Annotated in this window: 13 protein-coding genes; 1 reads left to right on the top strand and 12 read right to left on the bottom strand. The window is 65.6% G+C overall.

Annotated elements, in window-relative coordinates; translation table 11 throughout:
* Positions 1-2 precede the first annotated feature (2 nt).
* The 9 genes from aroC to AC1L6K_RS11865 all read right to left on the bottom strand — a co-directional run bounded on the left by aroC (position 3) and on the right by AC1L6K_RS11865 (position 10,157).
* The gene (gene aroC, locus AC1L6K_RS11905; protein ID WP_480949086.1) at positions 3-1,202 is read right to left on the bottom strand and encodes a chorismate synthase; all 1,200 of its coding nucleotides are present in this window, start codon (positions 1,200-1,202) and stop codon (positions 3-5) included.
* A gap of 5 nt (positions 1,203-1,207) precedes the next feature.
* Complete coding sequence (locus tag AC1L6K_RS11900; protein ID WP_480949085.1) at positions 1,208-2,116, bottom strand: shikimate dehydrogenase; 909 nt, start codon at positions 2,114-2,116, stop codon at positions 1,208-1,210.
* Entirely contained in the window at positions 2,117-3,373 is a 1,257-nt protein-coding gene (mltG, locus tag AC1L6K_RS11895) for an endolytic transglycosylase MltG (RefSeq protein ID WP_480949084.1), read from the bottom strand. It lies immediately after the preceding gene.
* A complete protein-coding gene (ruvX, locus tag AC1L6K_RS11890) occupies positions 3,370-3,960 on the bottom strand; it encodes a Holliday junction resolvase RuvX (protein WP_480949083.1) in 591 nt (196 codons plus the stop codon). The genes mltG and ruvX overlap by 4 nt, the downstream gene beginning before the upstream one ends.
* Positions 3,961-3,967: 7 nt before the next feature.
* On the bottom strand, positions 3,968-6,649 hold the full coding sequence (gene alaS / locus AC1L6K_RS11885; protein ID WP_480949082.1) for an alanine--tRNA ligase: 2,682 nt from the start codon (positions 6,647-6,649) through the stop codon (positions 3,968-3,970).
* 206 nt (positions 6,650-6,855) lie between these two features.
* Positions 6,856-7,089: a hypothetical protein gene (locus AC1L6K_RS11880; RefSeq protein ID WP_480949081.1), complete on the bottom strand. Its 234-nt coding sequence runs from the start codon at positions 7,087-7,089 to the stop codon at positions 6,856-6,858.
* Positions 7,090-7,115: 26 nt separating this feature from the next.
* A complete protein-coding gene (locus tag AC1L6K_RS11875) occupies positions 7,116-7,490 on the bottom strand; it encodes a DUF948 domain-containing protein (protein WP_480949080.1) in 375 nt (124 codons plus the stop codon).
* Between the two features lie 303 nt (positions 7,491-7,793).
* Positions 7,794-8,420, bottom strand: coding sequence for a 30S ribosomal protein S4 (rpsD, locus tag AC1L6K_RS11870; protein WP_480949079.1), 627 nt, complete (start codon positions 8,418-8,420; stop codon positions 7,794-7,796).
* Between the two features lie 303 nt (positions 8,421-8,723).
* Complete coding sequence (locus tag AC1L6K_RS11865) at positions 8,724-10,157, bottom strand: replication-associated recombination protein A (protein ID WP_480949078.1); 1,434 nt, start codon at positions 10,155-10,157, stop codon at positions 8,724-8,726.
* A gap of 32 nt (positions 10,158-10,189) precedes the next feature.
* Between AC1L6K_RS11865 and AC1L6K_RS11860 the strand changes: the two genes are divergently transcribed.
* Positions 10,190-10,789: a Vms1/Ankzf1 family peptidyl-tRNA hydrolase gene (locus AC1L6K_RS11860; protein WP_480949077.1), complete on the top strand. Its 600-nt coding sequence runs from the start codon at positions 10,190-10,192 to the stop codon at positions 10,787-10,789.
* A 90-nt stretch (positions 10,790-10,879) separates the two neighbouring features.
* On the opposite strand, the gene AC1L6K_RS11855 is transcribed toward AC1L6K_RS11860, so the two are convergent.
* From AC1L6K_RS11855 to hisS, 3 genes are all read right to left on the bottom strand, one after another.
* Positions 10,880-11,680, bottom strand: a complete 801-nt coding sequence (locus AC1L6K_RS11855; RefSeq protein ID WP_480949076.1) for a GNAT family N-acetyltransferase — start codon at positions 11,678-11,680, stop codon at positions 10,880-10,882.
* Between the two features lie 72 nt (positions 11,681-11,752).
* Positions 11,753-13,534 carry an aspartate--tRNA ligase gene (gene aspS / locus AC1L6K_RS11850; protein ID WP_480949075.1) on the bottom strand — a complete coding sequence of 594 codons (1,782 nt, stop codon included), beginning with the start codon at positions 13,532-13,534 and terminating at the stop codon, positions 11,753-11,755.
* A 247-nt stretch (positions 13,535-13,781) separates the two neighbouring features.
* Positions 13,782-15,128 carry a histidine--tRNA ligase gene (gene hisS / locus AC1L6K_RS11845; protein ID WP_480949074.1) on the bottom strand — a complete coding sequence of 449 codons (1,347 nt, stop codon included), beginning with the start codon at positions 15,126-15,128 and terminating at the stop codon, positions 13,782-13,784.
* Positions 15,129-15,150 lie beyond the last annotated feature (22 nt).

Here is a 15,150-nt window from a genome sequence, read left to right as displayed (position 1 = left end):
CATCAGTGCCCCAGGGTGTCCAGATTGGCCGGAATTGCGGCCAGGTAGCTGTCCATGTTGCGCTTGGTTTCGGTCATGGAGTCCCCGCCGAATTTTTCCACCAGGGCTTCTGCGAGCACCAGCGCGGTCATGGCTTCGGCGACGACGCCGGCGGCCGGCACGGCACACACATCCGAGCGCTGGTGGTGCGCCTTGGCTGGTTCGCCGGTGGCCACGTCCACTGTCTTCAACGCGCGCGGAACGGTGGCGATGGGTTTCATGGCTGCACGCACGCGCAGCACGTCGCCAATGCTCATGCCGCCTTCGATGCCGCCTGCACGGTTGGACGTGCGGATGATCCGGCCGTCGGCATCGTGCACAATTTCATCGTGTGCGGCCGAGCCGCGGCGTGCGGCAGTGGCGAAGCCGTCGCCCACTTCAACACCCTTGATGGCCTGGATGCCCATGAGGGCTCCGGCCAGCCGGGAGTCCAGGCGGCGGTCCCAGTGCACGTAGCTGCCCAGGCCGGGAGGCAGGTTGTAGGCCAATACCTCAACGACGCCGCCGAGTGTCTCGCCCTGCTTCTGGGCCGTGTCAACTTCCTCCACCATGGCGGCGGAGGTGGCCGCGTCAAAGCAGCGCAGCGGATCGGCGTCCAGCGCGGCGACGTCGGCAAATACCGGCAGTTCAGCGGTTTCCGGGGACGCGACACCGGCAATCTGGACGGTGTGGCTGACAAGCTCAACGCCGACGGCGGCAAGAATCTGTGCGGCAACTACACCGAGGGCCACGCGGGTGGCGGTTTCGCGGGCGCTGGCACGTTCCAGCACGGGGCGGGCCTCGCTGAAGGCGTACTTCTGCATGCCGGTAAAATCGGCGTGCCCCGGGCGGGGGCGCGTCAGCGGGGCGTTGCGGGCCTGCCCGTCCAGTTCGGCGGCAGCCACGGGGTCGGCAGACATGATCTGCTCCCACTTGGGCCATTCCGAGTTGGCAATCTGGATGGCAACGGGGCCGCCCTGGGTCAGCCCGTGCCGGACGCCGCCCAAAATCGTGACCACATCCTGCTCGAATTTCATCCGTGCGCCGCGGCCGTAGCCGAGCCGGCGCCGGGCCAGGGCATCCCGGATGTGGGCGCTCGTGAGCTCCACACCGGCGGGCACGCCTTCAATAATTCCCACAAGGGCCGGGCCATGTGACTCTCCGGCGGTCAACCAACGCAACATACTCTCTATCCTGCCATGTTCTGTTCGTGGGGTTTCCGCCTGTGCACGCCAATTGCGTCGCACATCACATTGATGACGTCCCCTTGTTGTTCTGTTGCGATCGTGCCGTATCCTCCGGCCTCCGCAAACAGCTTGACTTGCTCCACGCCTTGGTACAACAGCATTTCAATTCCGGCCACCACGGTGCCGCCGCGCGATTCCCACGCCTGTGCCAGCGCACTGGGCCAGGGGTCGTAGGCCACATCCAGCAGCACGCCGTCCGCGGTGTTGCCCTTGTCCGCAAATTCCTTGGCCAGTCCGTCGGCGCCGCGGGGCGGCAGGGTGGAAATGACGACGTCGAACCCTGCCAATGCGCCTGCCGCGGCGGCAAAGGGCGCAAGTGAGGCGGGGGCACCCAACGCCGCCGCCACGTCCAGCGTGCCTGCCGCCTTCGCGGGGTCCCGGACAAACACGGCAATCTCGGTGGCGCCCAGTTGCGCCAGCGCCGCAAGCGCTGAGACGGCAGTGCCGCCGCCACCCAGGATGGCGGCGCGCGGGCGCTCCCCCGCCCCGGCGTGGCGCAGCGCGTTCACAATGCCTGCCACGTCGGTGTTGTCGCCGCGCAGGAAGGTGGTCCCGGCGTCGTCGTTCGTGGCGATGATGGTGTTTACGGCGCCCAGGGCCCGGGCCACCGGCGTCAGCTCATCGACAAGGTCCACGGCCGCGTTCTTCAGCGGCATGGTCACCGACAGGCCGTACCAGTTGCCGTCAGCGCGGACCTGGGCCAGGAGCGCGGCAAGCCCGGAGACCTCGATGTCGATGGCACGGTAGCTGAAGTTGGCGCCCAGCAGTTGGTAGGCGGCATTGTGCAGTGCGGGCGATCGCGAGTGCCCGATCGGGTGGCCCAGAACCGCTCCTTGACGGGGGCTGTCCACCTAATCGCACTTCCCCTCGTTGGCATCGCACCAGGCGGTGTACTTGGCGACATTCACCTGGTGTTGGGCAAAGGTTTCTGCGTACAGCGTCTCGCCGGTCTTCAGATTCACTGTCACCCAGAAGTAGTACGGGTTGGCCTCGGGGTGTGCAGCAGCCTCGATGGCCTTGATCCCGGGCGAACCGATGGGCCCCACGGGCAGGCCGGTGTTGGCGAAGGTGTTGTACAGGTTCGACTTGTCGGCTTTTTGGGCCGCCGTGATGTTGTACGTCTTCAGGCCCAGGCCGTAGGCAACGGTGGCGTCGGATTCGAGCCGGCCGCCTGTTTCGGCGTTGGGCTTGTTGATGCGGTTCTCGATGGCGCCGGAGATCAGGGCGTAGTTCGCCGCATTGCCTTCAAACTCAATGATGCTTGCCACTGTCAGGACCCGGTACTGCTCGTCGGGGTCTGTCACGCCGGCGTCGCTGAGAGACTTCTTGGTGGCGGAGACCATTTCCTGCAGAATCCCCTCGGCGTCAAGTTCAATCGCGAAGCGGTATTCACCGGGGGCCAGGTAGCCTTCGAGGTTCTTGGCCTTCTTGGGCAGGTCAAACAACTTCGGCTGCTTTGACAGCGCCTCAAAGTCTGCCTCGGGGATGCCGGTGCTCTTGGCCAGCACGGCGAGGGTGTCGTCAATGCGCAGGTTCTGCGCGACAGCCGCGTAGTGCACCTTGTCGTCGCTGACGGCCAGGAGGATGGTGACGGCGTCGGAGGCCCTCATCTGCAGCTTCATCCCAAAGGTGCCGGGCTGCAGCGAGCCGGTGCCGCCGGCATCCGTCAAGGCGTCGAGGAAGGCCTGCTCGCTGCCGACGACGTCCTCGGACTTGAGCTCGCTGGCCACCATCCGGGCGGTGGCACCTTCAGGGACCACAACCTCCACCGAACTCGTGCCCGGTCCGGGGTAGTCGGCGGGTGCCAAGCCGCTGATCATGGGTTTGACAGCCTGGACGGCAAAGTACACAACGACGCCGAAAAGCACCAGGATGGTGAAAAAGATGACTGTGCGGCGGCGCTTGCGCACACGCTTGGACACGCGGCTTGCCCGCCGTGAAGGCAGCGGCACCGAGTAGTCTTCCGTGTACCCGTGGCTGTCCTCGTACGGGGCAGGATCGTGCCACTCCGCGGGGGCCGGTTCGTGGCCCTGCTGGGCAGGCTGGTGTCCCGGGTGGGCGTAGTCGTCCGCTTGGGCGTCGGCGGGGGCGCCGAAATAGTCATTCATGGTGCCGGCGTCGTTTCGTCAGGCACGACGATTTGCGTGGAAATGGTGGAAACCTCTTCATGGTCAGATGTTCCGGCAGTCCCCACAACGCCCGGCCCTGGTACGCGCACGGCTTGGCCAACAGTTCCGTTGCGCGCCCTTTGCATGTCAATGGCATGCTGCAATATCTCAACAGCCGCCACTTGGTCTACTACTTTACGGTGTTCACGGCTGCTCATGCCAGCCCGGTGCAGCGCCTGGTGGGCGCTGACGGTTGTGAGGCGTTCGTCAATGAGGTGGACTGGAATGTCCTGTCCGGCAGCTTGCAGGGCGGAAACCAGGATGTCCGCGTAGCTGCGCGCCATCTCGGCAGAGGCTTTTTCCTCACCTTTCATGGTGCGCGGCAGGCCCACGAAGATCTGGCAGGCTCCGCGGGCGGCCGCCTCCCTGACAACAACCTTGACGTCGCTGTTGCGCTTGAGGTCCCGGCTCAAGGTCTTGACCGGGGTTGCCAGGATTCCATCGGGGTCGCAGGCGGCCAAACCAACGCGGACCATGCCCACGTCAACACCCAGTTTGACCCCCTGCGGGAAGTTCAGCTCCGTCATGGAATCCCTACGGCCGATTTTTCACGGCATCGCTGACGGCCGCCAGAGCCGCATCGATGGCGTTGACGTCGGAGCCGCCGCCCTGGGCCATGTCCGGCTTGCCGCCGCCGCCGCCACCCAGGGTGCCCGAAGCCAGCTTCACCAGGTTCCCGGCCTTGATGCCGGCTTCGCGGGCGGCCTCGTTCGTGACAATCAAAATGATGGGGCGGCCATTGCTGGCGCCGGCGACGGCAATGGTCGACGGCGCCGAGCCGAGCCGGTCGCGCAGGTCAAGTGCCAGCCCGCGCAGGTCATCGGCACTGCTGACGTCGCCGGCGTTGTGTGCAATGACCTGAACACCGTTGGCGTCCACGGCCGTGCCCGCAAGGTTGGCTGCGGCGGCGCCGAGCTGTTCCTTGCGAAGACGGTCAAGTTCCTTTTCCGCACCCTTGAGCTTGGCCAAGGTGGCGGCAATGCGTTCCTGCAGCAGGTTGGAGGGCACCTTGAGCATGTCGGTCAGTGAGGAGACGAGGGCACGCTCGGCGGCCAGGTGGCGGAACGCGTCCATGCCGACGAAGGCCTCGACGCGGCGGTTGCCGGAACCGACCGATTGCTCGCCCAGCAGGGTCAGGGAACCGATCCGGGAGGTGGCGTCAACGTGGGTGCCGCCGCAGAGCTCGCGTGACCAGGCGCCGTCGATCTCCACCACGCGCACCTCGGTGCCGTAGTTTTCGCCAAACAAGGCGGTGGCCCCGAGCGACTTGGCAGCGTCCAGGTCCATGACCTTCGTGTCGACGCGGAAATTGTTGCGGATGGCGATGTTGGCCACCTCTTCAATCTCCGAGCGTGTCGCCGTGCTCAGGCCTTCGCCCCAGGCAAAGTCAAAACGGAGGTAGCCGGCCTTGTTGAACGAGCCGCGCTGCAGGGCTTCCGGGCCGAGAATCTGGTGCAGGGCCGCGTGCACAATGTGTGTGCCCGTGTGTGCCTGTTCCGCGGCGTGGCGGCGTTCCCTGTCGACGGCGGCACGCACGAGCGCGTCAGCCGGCAGTTCGCCTTCGCGCACGATGGCACGGTGCACGCTCAGGCCCTTGATGGGACGCTGCACGTCCAGGACTTCCACCACGAAGCCGTCGCCGGTGATCAAGCCGGTGTCAGCAGCCTGTCCGCCGGCCTCGGCGTAGAACGGCGTGGCGTCCAGGACGAGGGAGACCTCGTCCCCTGTTGAGGCATGCTGCACGGCTGCACCGTTGGACAGGATGGAGCGCACGCGCCCTTCGCCCTCAAGTTCGGTGTAGCCGGTGAAGACCGTTTCGCCCTTGGCGAGGAGGTCGTGGAACACGGAGAGGTCGGCGTGGCCGCTCTTCTTGGCCTTGGCGTCCTTCTGGGCGCGTTGGCGCTGCTCGAGCATGAGGGTGCGGAAGCCCGGCTCATCGACGGCCAGGCCGGCTTCTGCCGCCATTTCCAGTGTCAGGTCAATGGGGAACCCGTAGGTGTCGTGCAGGGCAAAGGCCTCGACGGCGGACAGGTCCTTGTTGGCGTCCTTGGATTCCTTGACGGCTTCCTCCAGGCGGGCGGTGCCGCTGGCGATGGTGCGCAGGAAGGCGCGTTCCTCGGCGTAGGCAATGCGGGCGATCCTGGCGAAGTCTGTTTCCACCTCGGGGTAGGCGCCCTTCATGGCGTCGCGGGAGACGGGCAGCAATTCAGGCAGCACTGCGCTCTCAACACCCAGCAGGCGCATGGAACGGACGGCACGGCGGATCAAGCGGCGCAGCACGTAGCCGCGGCCCTCGTTGGAGGGGGACACGCCGTCGGAAATCAACATCAGCGAGGACCGGATGTGGTCCGCCACAACGCGCAGGCGCACGTCGTCGGTGTGGTGCGGGTCCTGCGGATCCTCGGTTGAGGTGTACTGCTTGCCGGCAAGCTCGGCAGCCTTGTCCAGGACTGGGCGGACCTGGTCCGTCTCGTACATGTTCTCCACGCCCTGGAGAATCATGGCCAGGCGTTCGAGGCCCAGTCCGGTGTCGATGTTCTTCTTGGGCAGGTCGCCCAGGATCTCGAAGTTGTCCTTGCCGGTGCCCTCGCCGCGCTGGTACTGCATGAACACGAGGTTCCAGATTTCAATGTAGCGGGTGTCGTCTGCTTCCGGGCCGCCGTCGATGCCATATTCGGGGCCGCGGTCGTAGAAGATTTCCGAGCAGGGGCCGGCCGGGCCGGGCTGGCCGGTGGACCAGTAGTTGTCGGCCTTGCCCATTTTTTGGATGCGTTCGGCCGGGACGCCGATCGTGTCACGCCAGATTTCAAGTGCTTCGTCGTCGTCGAGGTAAACGGTGACCCACAGCTTCTCGGCCGGGAGCCCGTAGCCGCCTTGTTCCAGCGGCGAGGTCAGCAGCTCCCAGGCGTAGCTGATGGCGCCTTCCTTGAAGTAGTCGCCAAAGGAGAAGTTGCCGCACATCTGGAAGAAGGTGCCGTGGCGGACGGTCTTGCCGACTTCTTCAATGTCGCCGGTGCGGATGCACTTTTGCACGCTTGTTGCCCTCTCAAAGGGCGGCACTTCGCGGGCTGTCAAATAAGGAATGAACGGAACCATGCCCGCCACGGTGAACAACAGTGACGGGTCGGAGGACACCAGTGAAGCCGAGGGCACGGGGGTGTGGGACTTGCTGGCGAAAAAATCTACCCAGCGGCGTGCAATGTCGTGCGTTTTCATTAGCCTGGTGGCTCCTTCAATAGTTCTAGAGGTCTAGCATTCTGGCGCTCCGGCCGCGTTGCGGTGGAACGGGATTTAAGTCCACTGATTAAGTCAACCACTGTCCGGCCAGCTGCGGTGCTTGCCGTGACTGCGGTGCGTGCCCAGCAATATGCGGGCCTGCCCTGGACAGCGGCGCCGATGCAGCTTTGGTGGCGGCCGTCGGCCTAGTGGCGCCCGGTTTTAGGTGCCTGGTCAACGCCCAGGGCAACCCGCAAATCGGATTCACGTTCATCCATGTTCTCACGCAGCGCGTCGGCAAAGTCGTGAACTGCATCGCTGACGCGGCCCATCGCGCGGTTGAGGCCTTCGGGGCCGATAGCGCCCCGTGTCGCGGCAATCTTGCGGGCGGCAACGACGCCGATGGTGATGCCCACGCCGAGCCAAAAGATTTTCTTCATCAGTTTTTGTCCTTCAATGGCTTCTTTTAGCGGCTGCGCCGGGCGCGCACGGGCTTCTTGCGGCCGGCAACGGCCTGGCGGACACCATAGGAGAATGCCGCCACCTTGATCAGCGGTGAGCCGATCGTGGCTGCCACGAGCGCTGACAAGGCTGAGATGTTGGCAGTGGCGTCGGAGACGTTGTTGGAGATCCCGTCCACCTTGCCCAGCTGCGTGTTGGTCGTGGCGACTGTGGCTGTGACCTCATCAATGAGTGGCGTCGTGCCGTCGCCAACCTGCTTGATGGTGGTGCGAATTTCATCGAACACCTTGCCAAGCTTGAAAATGGGGACGGCCAGCAAAGCCACCAGGACGGCAAAAACGCCTGCCGCAATCAATCCTGCAATGTCGCCACCACTCATGTGCGTGCCGCCTCAATTCCTTGCTCGTTGGCTCGTTGGCCGTTGTCCGCAACTCGCTGCCGATGTCGCAGTGCCTGTGTCTCCGGTTTGTGCTGCCTGGTGCGTGCCGCCTGGTGCCCATGGCAACATGTTTCCCAAACACCCTAGTCCAAAAGGTGGGCGGCTTGGGCGAGAACGCAGCTTTGCAGGCAAACGGATTTGCCTGCAAACGGTTTTGCATACAAAACAGCCCGCGGCGGGGCCACGGGCTGTTTTGTGTTTCAAGCTGCGAGTGACTCGAGCCCTACTCGGCGCTAAATGAATTTAGCGTGAGTAGAATTCAACAACCAGCTGCTCTTCACAGGTTACGGGAACCTCGGAACGCTTCGGACGGCGAACCAGGCGGGCCTGCAGGCTCTCCAGCTTCACGTCCAAGTAGGCCGGGACGGCGGGGAGCACGTCGCGGTGCGCGCCGGCTGCAGCAAGCTGCAACGGAGCCATGGTCTGGCTGCGCGTGTGCACGTGGATCAGCTGACCCTCGGCAACGCGGAATGACGGGCGGTCCACGCGGGCGCCGTCAACCATGATGTGGCGGTGCACAACCAGCTGGCGGGCCTGGGCGGTGGTGCGGGCGAAGCCTGCACGCAGAACCAAGGCATCCAAACGGGTTTCAAGGATCTCAACCAGGTTCTCACCGGTCATGCCCTTGGTGTGCTTGGCTTCTTCGAAGGCACGGGTCATCTGTGCTTCGCGGATGCCGTACTGGGCGCGCAGACGCTGCTTTTCGCGCAGACGTACGGCGTAGTCGCTGTCCTGCTTCTTGCGGGCGCGGCCATGCTCACCGGGGCCGTACGGGCGGCGCTCCAGGTACTTGGCAGCCTTCGGAGTCAGGGCAATGCCGAGGGACCGCGAAAGGCGGGCCTGACGGCGGGCACGTGTGTTGTTAGCCACTTGTGTCCTTCCAATATGTGCAATAAGTGTTTGGCTGGCCTCCATTGTGGAGAGTTGGGGCTATTGCAACCCATCGCTGCAGCACCTGGGCATGGACAACAATTCGCGCCATGGCGCGGGAAATACCCGCATTTAGGACCGTGATGTTGTGCATGGAGCCAGAGCTTGCCAGTGCGGGGTCAACTCTACCACCTGACCGCCGCCCGACCACCCGTGTTCGGGGGCTGCGGGCTGGGGCCGGTGCCGCAGGTGCGCTGCCGGGACGCGTGCCGCGCGGCGCTGCCGGGCACCGGAGGCTACGCGCTATTTCGCCGAACCGGTGCCGCGGACGATCTCCCGCAGCCGGGTGAGCCGCGGACCCAGCTCACGCTCATGCCCGTTGCCCGTTGGGGTGTAGTAGTTCTTGCCAATCAGGTCGTCGGGGGGATATTGCTGGACGGCGATCGAATGCGGGGCGTCGTGGGCGTATATGTAGCCCTTGCCATGGCCCAACCCGGCGGAGCCGGCATAGTGTGCATCCCGCAACGGCGCAGGCACCGTGGTCCCCTTGCCCGCCCGGACGTCGGCGATGGCAGAAAAGATGCTGTTGCACGAGGCGTTGGACTTCGGCGCCGTGGCCAGGTGCACCACGGCCTGGGCGAGGATGATCTTGGCCTCGGGCATGCCCACGAGCGCCACGGCCTGGGCTGCCGCCACGGCAACCTGCAAGGCGGTGGGGTCGGCCATGCCAATGTCCTCGGAGGCGGAAATCATGATCCGGCGGCTGATGAAGCGCGGGTCCTCCCCCGCCTCCAGCATGCGGGCCAGGTAATGCAGTGCTGCATCGACGTCGGAGCCGCGCACGGATTTAATGAACGCACTGATGATGTCGTAGTGCTGGTCCCCGGCCCTGTCGTAGCGCACGGCGGCGGCGTCAATGGCGCGTTCGGCGACGGCCAGGTCGATGACAACCGGCTCATCGGCACCTGCGTCCTCGGCCGGCACCTCCGACAACGCCACGCCGGCGGCTGCCTCGAGGGTTGTCAGGGCGCGTCGGGCATCTCCGCTTGCGAGCCTGACCAGATGGTCCAGGGCTTCGTCAGTGAGCGAGACGAGCCCGTCCAGGCCGCGGGGATCCAGCACGGCCCGCTCCAACAAGCCCTGGATGTCGGCATTCGTCAGCGGCTGCAGGGTCAGCAGGATGGAACGCGAGAGCAGCGGCGCAACCACTGAGAACGAGGGATTCTCGGTTGTCGCGGCAATCAACACCACCCAGCGGTTTTCCACCCCGGGCAGCAGCGCGTCCTGCTGGGCCTTGTTGAAGCGGTGGATCTCATCGAGGAACAACACAGTGGTGCGCCCGTGCAGGTCCCTGTCGGTCAGCGCCTGGTCCATGACCCGGCGCACGTCCTTGACCCCGGCCGTGATGGCGGAAAGTTCCACGAACTTCCGGCCCGGTCCGCGCGCAATGACATGGGCGAGCGTGGTTTTTCCGGTCCCGGGAGGCCCCCACAGCATGACGGAGGCAGGCCCGGCCGCTCCCCCGGCGCTGCCGCCGGCCGCCAGCATCTGCAGCGGCGAGCCGGGGCCCAGCAGGTGTTGCTGGCCCACAACCTCGTCCAGGGTGCGGGGCCGCATGCGCACTGCCAGGGGGCTGCGCGGGCGCGAACCCGAGTCGGCCGTCCCGCCGCCAAAGGCGAGGGTGCCGTCGTCGTCCGCGTCATCGTCCCCGTTAAGGGCACTAAAGAGGTCACTCACCCCCTAAGGCTATCGCCCGGTAGTGTGGCATCGTGAACCCTGCCCAGCGCACCGCCAATGTCCCCGCCGACCGCCTGACCGGCTGGGTGGACCGTTTCGCCGCCGCCCACAGGGGTTTGGCCGGCACCAATGACACCGACGACGGCGTGATGCTGGCAATGCGCGACGGCGCCACCGCGCTGCTCACCCCGCCGTGGCCCGACGACGGCCGGCCCGGACGGGGTGCCGGGCCAGTGGAGCGGCTGGTTTCACTTGCCGTGCAGGAGCGCAGGCTGGGGCTGATTTTGGTGCGCCGCGGCGGCTACGGTGTTGGCGTGGCCGTGGCTGGCAAGCTGGTGGCGAGCAAGGTGGGGACTGCTTCTTCGCGATCCCGCGGCGGGGATCAGGGTGCGGCTGTGGCGGAGCGGGCGGTCGCCGAGGCGCTGAGGGTTTTTGCCGGGCAGAGTTTTGAATACCTGGCGACGGGCGGCGACAAACTATTGGTGGAGGCGGTCCTGGCCGCGCCGGCGCTGCGGACCGTGGCGAACAGGCCGCGACTGGTTCCCCTGGCCGTGACGGATCCGAAAATGTTCGTGTTGCAGAAGGCGGCTGCGGATTTCTGCTCCGTGCGTGTGCAGATCACCGACGCCTAACCACCGAACAGGTATCACCGCTGGCACCATTTAGCTCAAACAGCCATCACCGTTTTGTGGCGGGCGTGTTCTGCGAGGTGCAACCGGCGGTCAGCAGCCGCCCAATGCACGGCGCAACGGCGCCTGCCGGTAGTGGTAGCGGCCAACCTCGGCGAATCCGGCGCGGCCATACAGCGCCTGTGCCCCGGTGTTCGCGGCTGTCACCATGAGCCACAGTCGTTCCGCCCCGGCCGCCGACGCCTGCCGCATCAATTCCGCCAGCACGGCGGCCGCCACGCCCTTTCGCCGATGGTCCCGGTGGGTGGCCATGCCATACACACCTGCCCAGCCGTCCACGATTGTGAGCCGGCCGGTGCCCACAACCTCCCCGGCGTCGTTGCGGGCGGAGGCGTACAGGGACGGCACCCCTGACAGGATGTGCCGTGCCACGTCCTGCTCAGCGGCCCCTCCCCTGCCGTCAACGGCCCACCACACATCGAGCCACTCCTGCGATGGGACAGCAGACACGTCAACAGTGAATTCCGCTGGCGGCACAACATTGGCTGGCGGCACAGCAATGGCAGCCGGAACAGCGGCGGCCATGATGATGGTTTCAGACTGCTTCGAATAGCCCTGGGTGTCCAGAAAACCTTCCAGCGCGGTGTGCTCTTCCCGGCGCGTCAGCTGGAAAATGACCGGTTGGCGCCGTTCGGCATACCAGTTTTCCGCCGCCCGCAGGGAAGCTGCGGCATCTGCGGCAGCAGCAGCGGGCCAGATGGAATTGGCGCGCTGGGTGACACCGCCTGCCGACCGCAAGACCCAGCCATCCGCCGTCGAACTTTCCACGGCGGGCCAGGCCGCAGCCATGAGGGATTCCAGGACGTCGAGGGACAAGTTTTCACGGATCAGCATTGCATAATGCTAGCGCGCCCGGGCATGCGAAAGGCCGGCCTCCCGGATGGGGAGACCGGCCTTCAACGGGTGCTACTTGTCGCCAGCCTCAGGCTTGGCTTCGGGCTTGAAGTCCACGCCGGCTTCCTTGCGCTGCTGCGCCGTGATCGGGGCGGGCGCCTCGGTCATCGGGTCGTAGCCACCGCCGGACTTCGGGAACGCAATGACGTCGCGGATGGAGTCAACACCGGCCAGCAGTGACACGGCACGGTCCCAACCGATGGCAATGCCGCCATGGGGCGGGGCGCCGAACTTGAAACCGTCCAGCAGGAAGCCGAACTTCTCGTCGGCCTCAGCCTCGGAGATGCCCATGACAGCGAACACGCGCTCCTGCACGTCGCGGCGGTGGATACGGATGGAACCGCCACCGATTTCGTTGCCGTTGCAGACGATGTCGTAGGCGTAAGCCAGCGCGTTGCCCGGATCGGTGTCGAAGTTGTCCATGAACTCGGGCTTGGGCGAAGTGAACGCGTGGTGCACTGCCGTCCAGGCGCTGTGGCCCAGGGCCACGTCGCCGGAACCAACTGCAACACTGGTGGGTTCGAACATGGGCGCGTCAACAATCCAGACGAAGGCCCAGTCCTTGGGGTCGATCAGGCCGGTGCGGTGGCCGATTTCAACACGGGCAGCACCCAAGAGCGCGCGCGACGTGGTGACGTCGCCGGCGGCGAAGAAGATGCAGTCGCCGGGCTTGGCGCCAACGGCGTCGGCCAGGCCGGCACGCTCGGTGTCGTTGAGGTTCTTGGCAACCGGACCTGTCAACTCACCCTCCTCCTTGACCAAAACGTACGCGAGGCCCTTGGCGCCGCGCTGCTTGGCCCATTCCTGCCAGGCGTCGAGCTGGCGGCGGGGCTGTGAGGCACCACCGGGCATGACAACGGCACCAACGTAAGGAGCCTTGAACACGCCGAACCCGGTGTCCTTGAAGAACTCCGTCATCTCGGTCAGTTCCAGGCCGAACCGCAGATCCGGCTTGTCGGAGCCGAAGCGGGCCATGGCGTCGCGGTAGGTCATGCGCTGGATCGGCAGCGGAATCTCGACGTCGATCAGCTTCCACAGCTCGGAAACAACCTTCTCGCCCAGGGCGATAATGTCATCCTGGTCAACGAAGCTGGCCTCAATGTCCAACTGCGTGAACTCCGGCTGGCGGTCCGCACGGAAATCTTCGTCACGGTAGCAACGGGCGATCTGGTAGTACTTCTCAAATCCACCCACCTGCAGGAGCTGCTTGAACAGCTGCGGGGACTGCGGCAGCGCGTACCAGGAACCGGGGGCCAGGCGTGCGGGCACCACAAAGTCACGGGCGCCTTCCGGCGTCGAACGCGTCAGCGTGGGGGTCTCGATCTCGGTGTAGCCCTGCTCGTGCAGCAGGTTGCGGGCCACACGGTTCGCCTCGGAGCGCAGGCGCAGGTTGCGCTGCATGCCCGGGCGGCGCAGGTCGAGGTAGCGGTGCTTCAGGCGAGCTTCCTCACCGACCTCCACATGCTCGTCCACCTGGAACGGCAGGGGCGCTGCTTCGTTAAGCACGACGACGTCATCGGCCATGACCTCGATCTCACCTGTGGCGAGGCCCGGGTTTTCGTTGCCTTCGGGGCGGCGGGAAACCGTGCCGGTGATCTGCAGGACAAACTCGTTGCGCAGGGCGTGGAAGACTTCTTCCTCACGCACCACAATCTGCGACACGCCCGAGGCGTCGCGCAGGTCGAGGAAGGCGACGCCGCCATGGTCGCGGCGGCGGGCAACCCACCCCGAGAGGATGACGGTTTGGCCAATGTGTTCGGCCCGCAGTGAGCCCAGGTCATGTGTGCGCAGCACAGCATTCCTTTCAATCGTGGTGAACAGCCCGGTCCGGGCCGAAAAATGAGTCTGTCAAGAAGTTTACCGGTGATTCACACGGACGCAGCCCGCACCGCTGGCACCGCGGCCACTGCAGGCGGGCCCGGCTGGACCTCTCTCGCGGGCAGTAAGATTTCTCGCCCGTTCCTCGTCCCTCGGACCGTGCGTGGAAATCCATCCCCGCTCCGAGAGGTCCGGCCGGGCCCACAACCGCGGCGGTCCGGTCCTACGCCCTGATGATCTGCGGCGTCAGGTCTTCCAGCGGCGGCATCCATGTGGTGGGGTCGGCTGCAAGCTGGTCGCCGGAGCGGATGTCCTTGACCTGGTGGGCGCCGTTCCCATCGGTGAACCAGACGTAGGGGATGCCGCGGTTGTCGGCGTACTTGATCTGCTTGCCGAACTTGTCGGCCTTCGCGGCGACCTCGGTGGAAATGCCGCGGGCACGCAGCGCTCCAGCCACGTCCTGGGCGCCCGACCAGCTGTCTTCGTCGGCCAGGGTGACAAGCACCGCGGTGGGGACGCTGCGGGAGGCCTTGGCGAATTCCTGGCCCAGGATGCGGGCCACCAGCCGGGTGACGCCGACGGACAGGCCGACACCGGGGAACTTGCGGTTGCCCTTCGACGCAAGTGCGTCGTAACGGCCGCCGGAGCAAATGGAGCCCAGCGCCTCGTGGCCCACGAGCACAGTTTCATAGACGGTGCCTGTGTAGTAGTCGAGGCCGCGGGCGATGGAGAGGTCGGCCACAACGGAACCGGGTGCACTCTTCACTGCTGCTGCGATGACCTGTTCCAGTTCGTTCAGGCCTTCCTCCATGAGCTCGTCGCTCACGCCCAGGGCGCGCACGGCGGCAACGAAGGAGGTGTCTTCCGTGCGGATGGAGGCCAGGGCCAGGGCCTTGGCGGCCTGCTCGTCGGTGGCACCCAGCTCGGTCTTGAGCAGCTCCGCAACCTTCTCGGCACCGATCTTTTCGAGCTTGTCGATGCTGCGCAGCACGCCGGCCGTGTCGGTCAGGCCGATGCCACGGTAGAAGCCCTCCGCCAGCTTGCGGTTGTTGATGCGCAGCTTGAACGCGGGAATCGGCAGGGCGGAGAGCGCCTCGGCGATCACCAGCGCCAGTTCCACGTCATAGCGGAAGGGCAGGACGCCGTCGGCCACCACATCGATGTCAGCCTGGGTGAACTCGCGGAAGCGGCCGTCCTGGGGACGCTCGCCGCGCCACACCTTCTGGATCTGGTAGCGGCGGAACGGGAAGGACAGGTGCCCGGCGTTCTCCACCACGTAACGGGCAAAGGGGACTGTCAGGTCAAAGTGCAGGGCCAGCGCGTTGGGGTCGTTCTTGGCGGCCGTGGCGGTGTTGCCGTCGTCGTCCTGCAGGCGGGAGAGCCCGTAGACCTCCTTGTCGATCTCACCCTTGCGGAGCAGGTGGCCAACGGTTTCCACGGCCCGCGTCTCGATGGAACCGAAGCCGTGGAGTTCAAAGGTGCGCCGCAGCGTGTCAAGCACGTGCTGTTCCACCAGCCGTTCCTCGGGAAGCCATTCGGGAAAACCTGACAAGGAGGCTTTGCGTGCCATGGGTGTTGCTCTCCTAACATGC

This window comes from Specibacter sp. BI4, from assembly GCF_056680095.1.
Note: the sequence above shows the minus strand (reverse complement) of the source record. Positions and strands in the feature narration are given on the sequence as shown.

Excerpts from the sequence above, each read along its gene's own strand:
- aroC (WP_480949086.1), bottom strand. The coding sequence starts at position 1,202 with ATGTTGCGTTGGTTGACCGCCGGAGAGTCACATGGCCCGGCCCTTGTG.
- mltG (WP_480949084.1), bottom strand. The coding sequence starts at position 3,373 with ATGAATGACTATTTCGGCGCCCCCGCCGACGCCCAAGCGGACGACTAC.
- ruvX (WP_480949083.1), bottom strand. The coding sequence starts at position 3,960 with ATGACGGAGCTGAACTTCCCGCAGGGGGTCAAACTGGGTGTTGACGTG.
- alaS (WP_480949082.1), bottom strand. The coding sequence starts at position 6,649 with ATGAAAACGCACGACATTGCACGCCGCTGGGTAGATTTTTTCGCCAGC.
- AC1L6K_RS11880 (WP_480949081.1), bottom strand. The coding sequence starts at position 7,089 with ATGAAGAAAATCTTTTGGCTCGGCGTGGGCATCACCATCGGCGTCGTT.
- AC1L6K_RS11875 (WP_480949080.1), bottom strand. The coding sequence starts at position 7,490 with ATGAGTGGTGGCGACATTGCAGGATTGATTGCGGCAGGCGTTTTTGCC.
- AC1L6K_RS11855 (WP_480949076.1), bottom strand. The coding sequence starts at position 11,680 with ATGCTGATCCGTGAAAACTTGTCCCTCGACGTCCTGGAATCCCTCATG.
- hisS (WP_480949074.1), bottom strand. The coding sequence starts at position 15,128 with ATGGCACGCAAAGCCTCCTTGTCAGGTTTTCCCGAATGGCTTCCCGAG.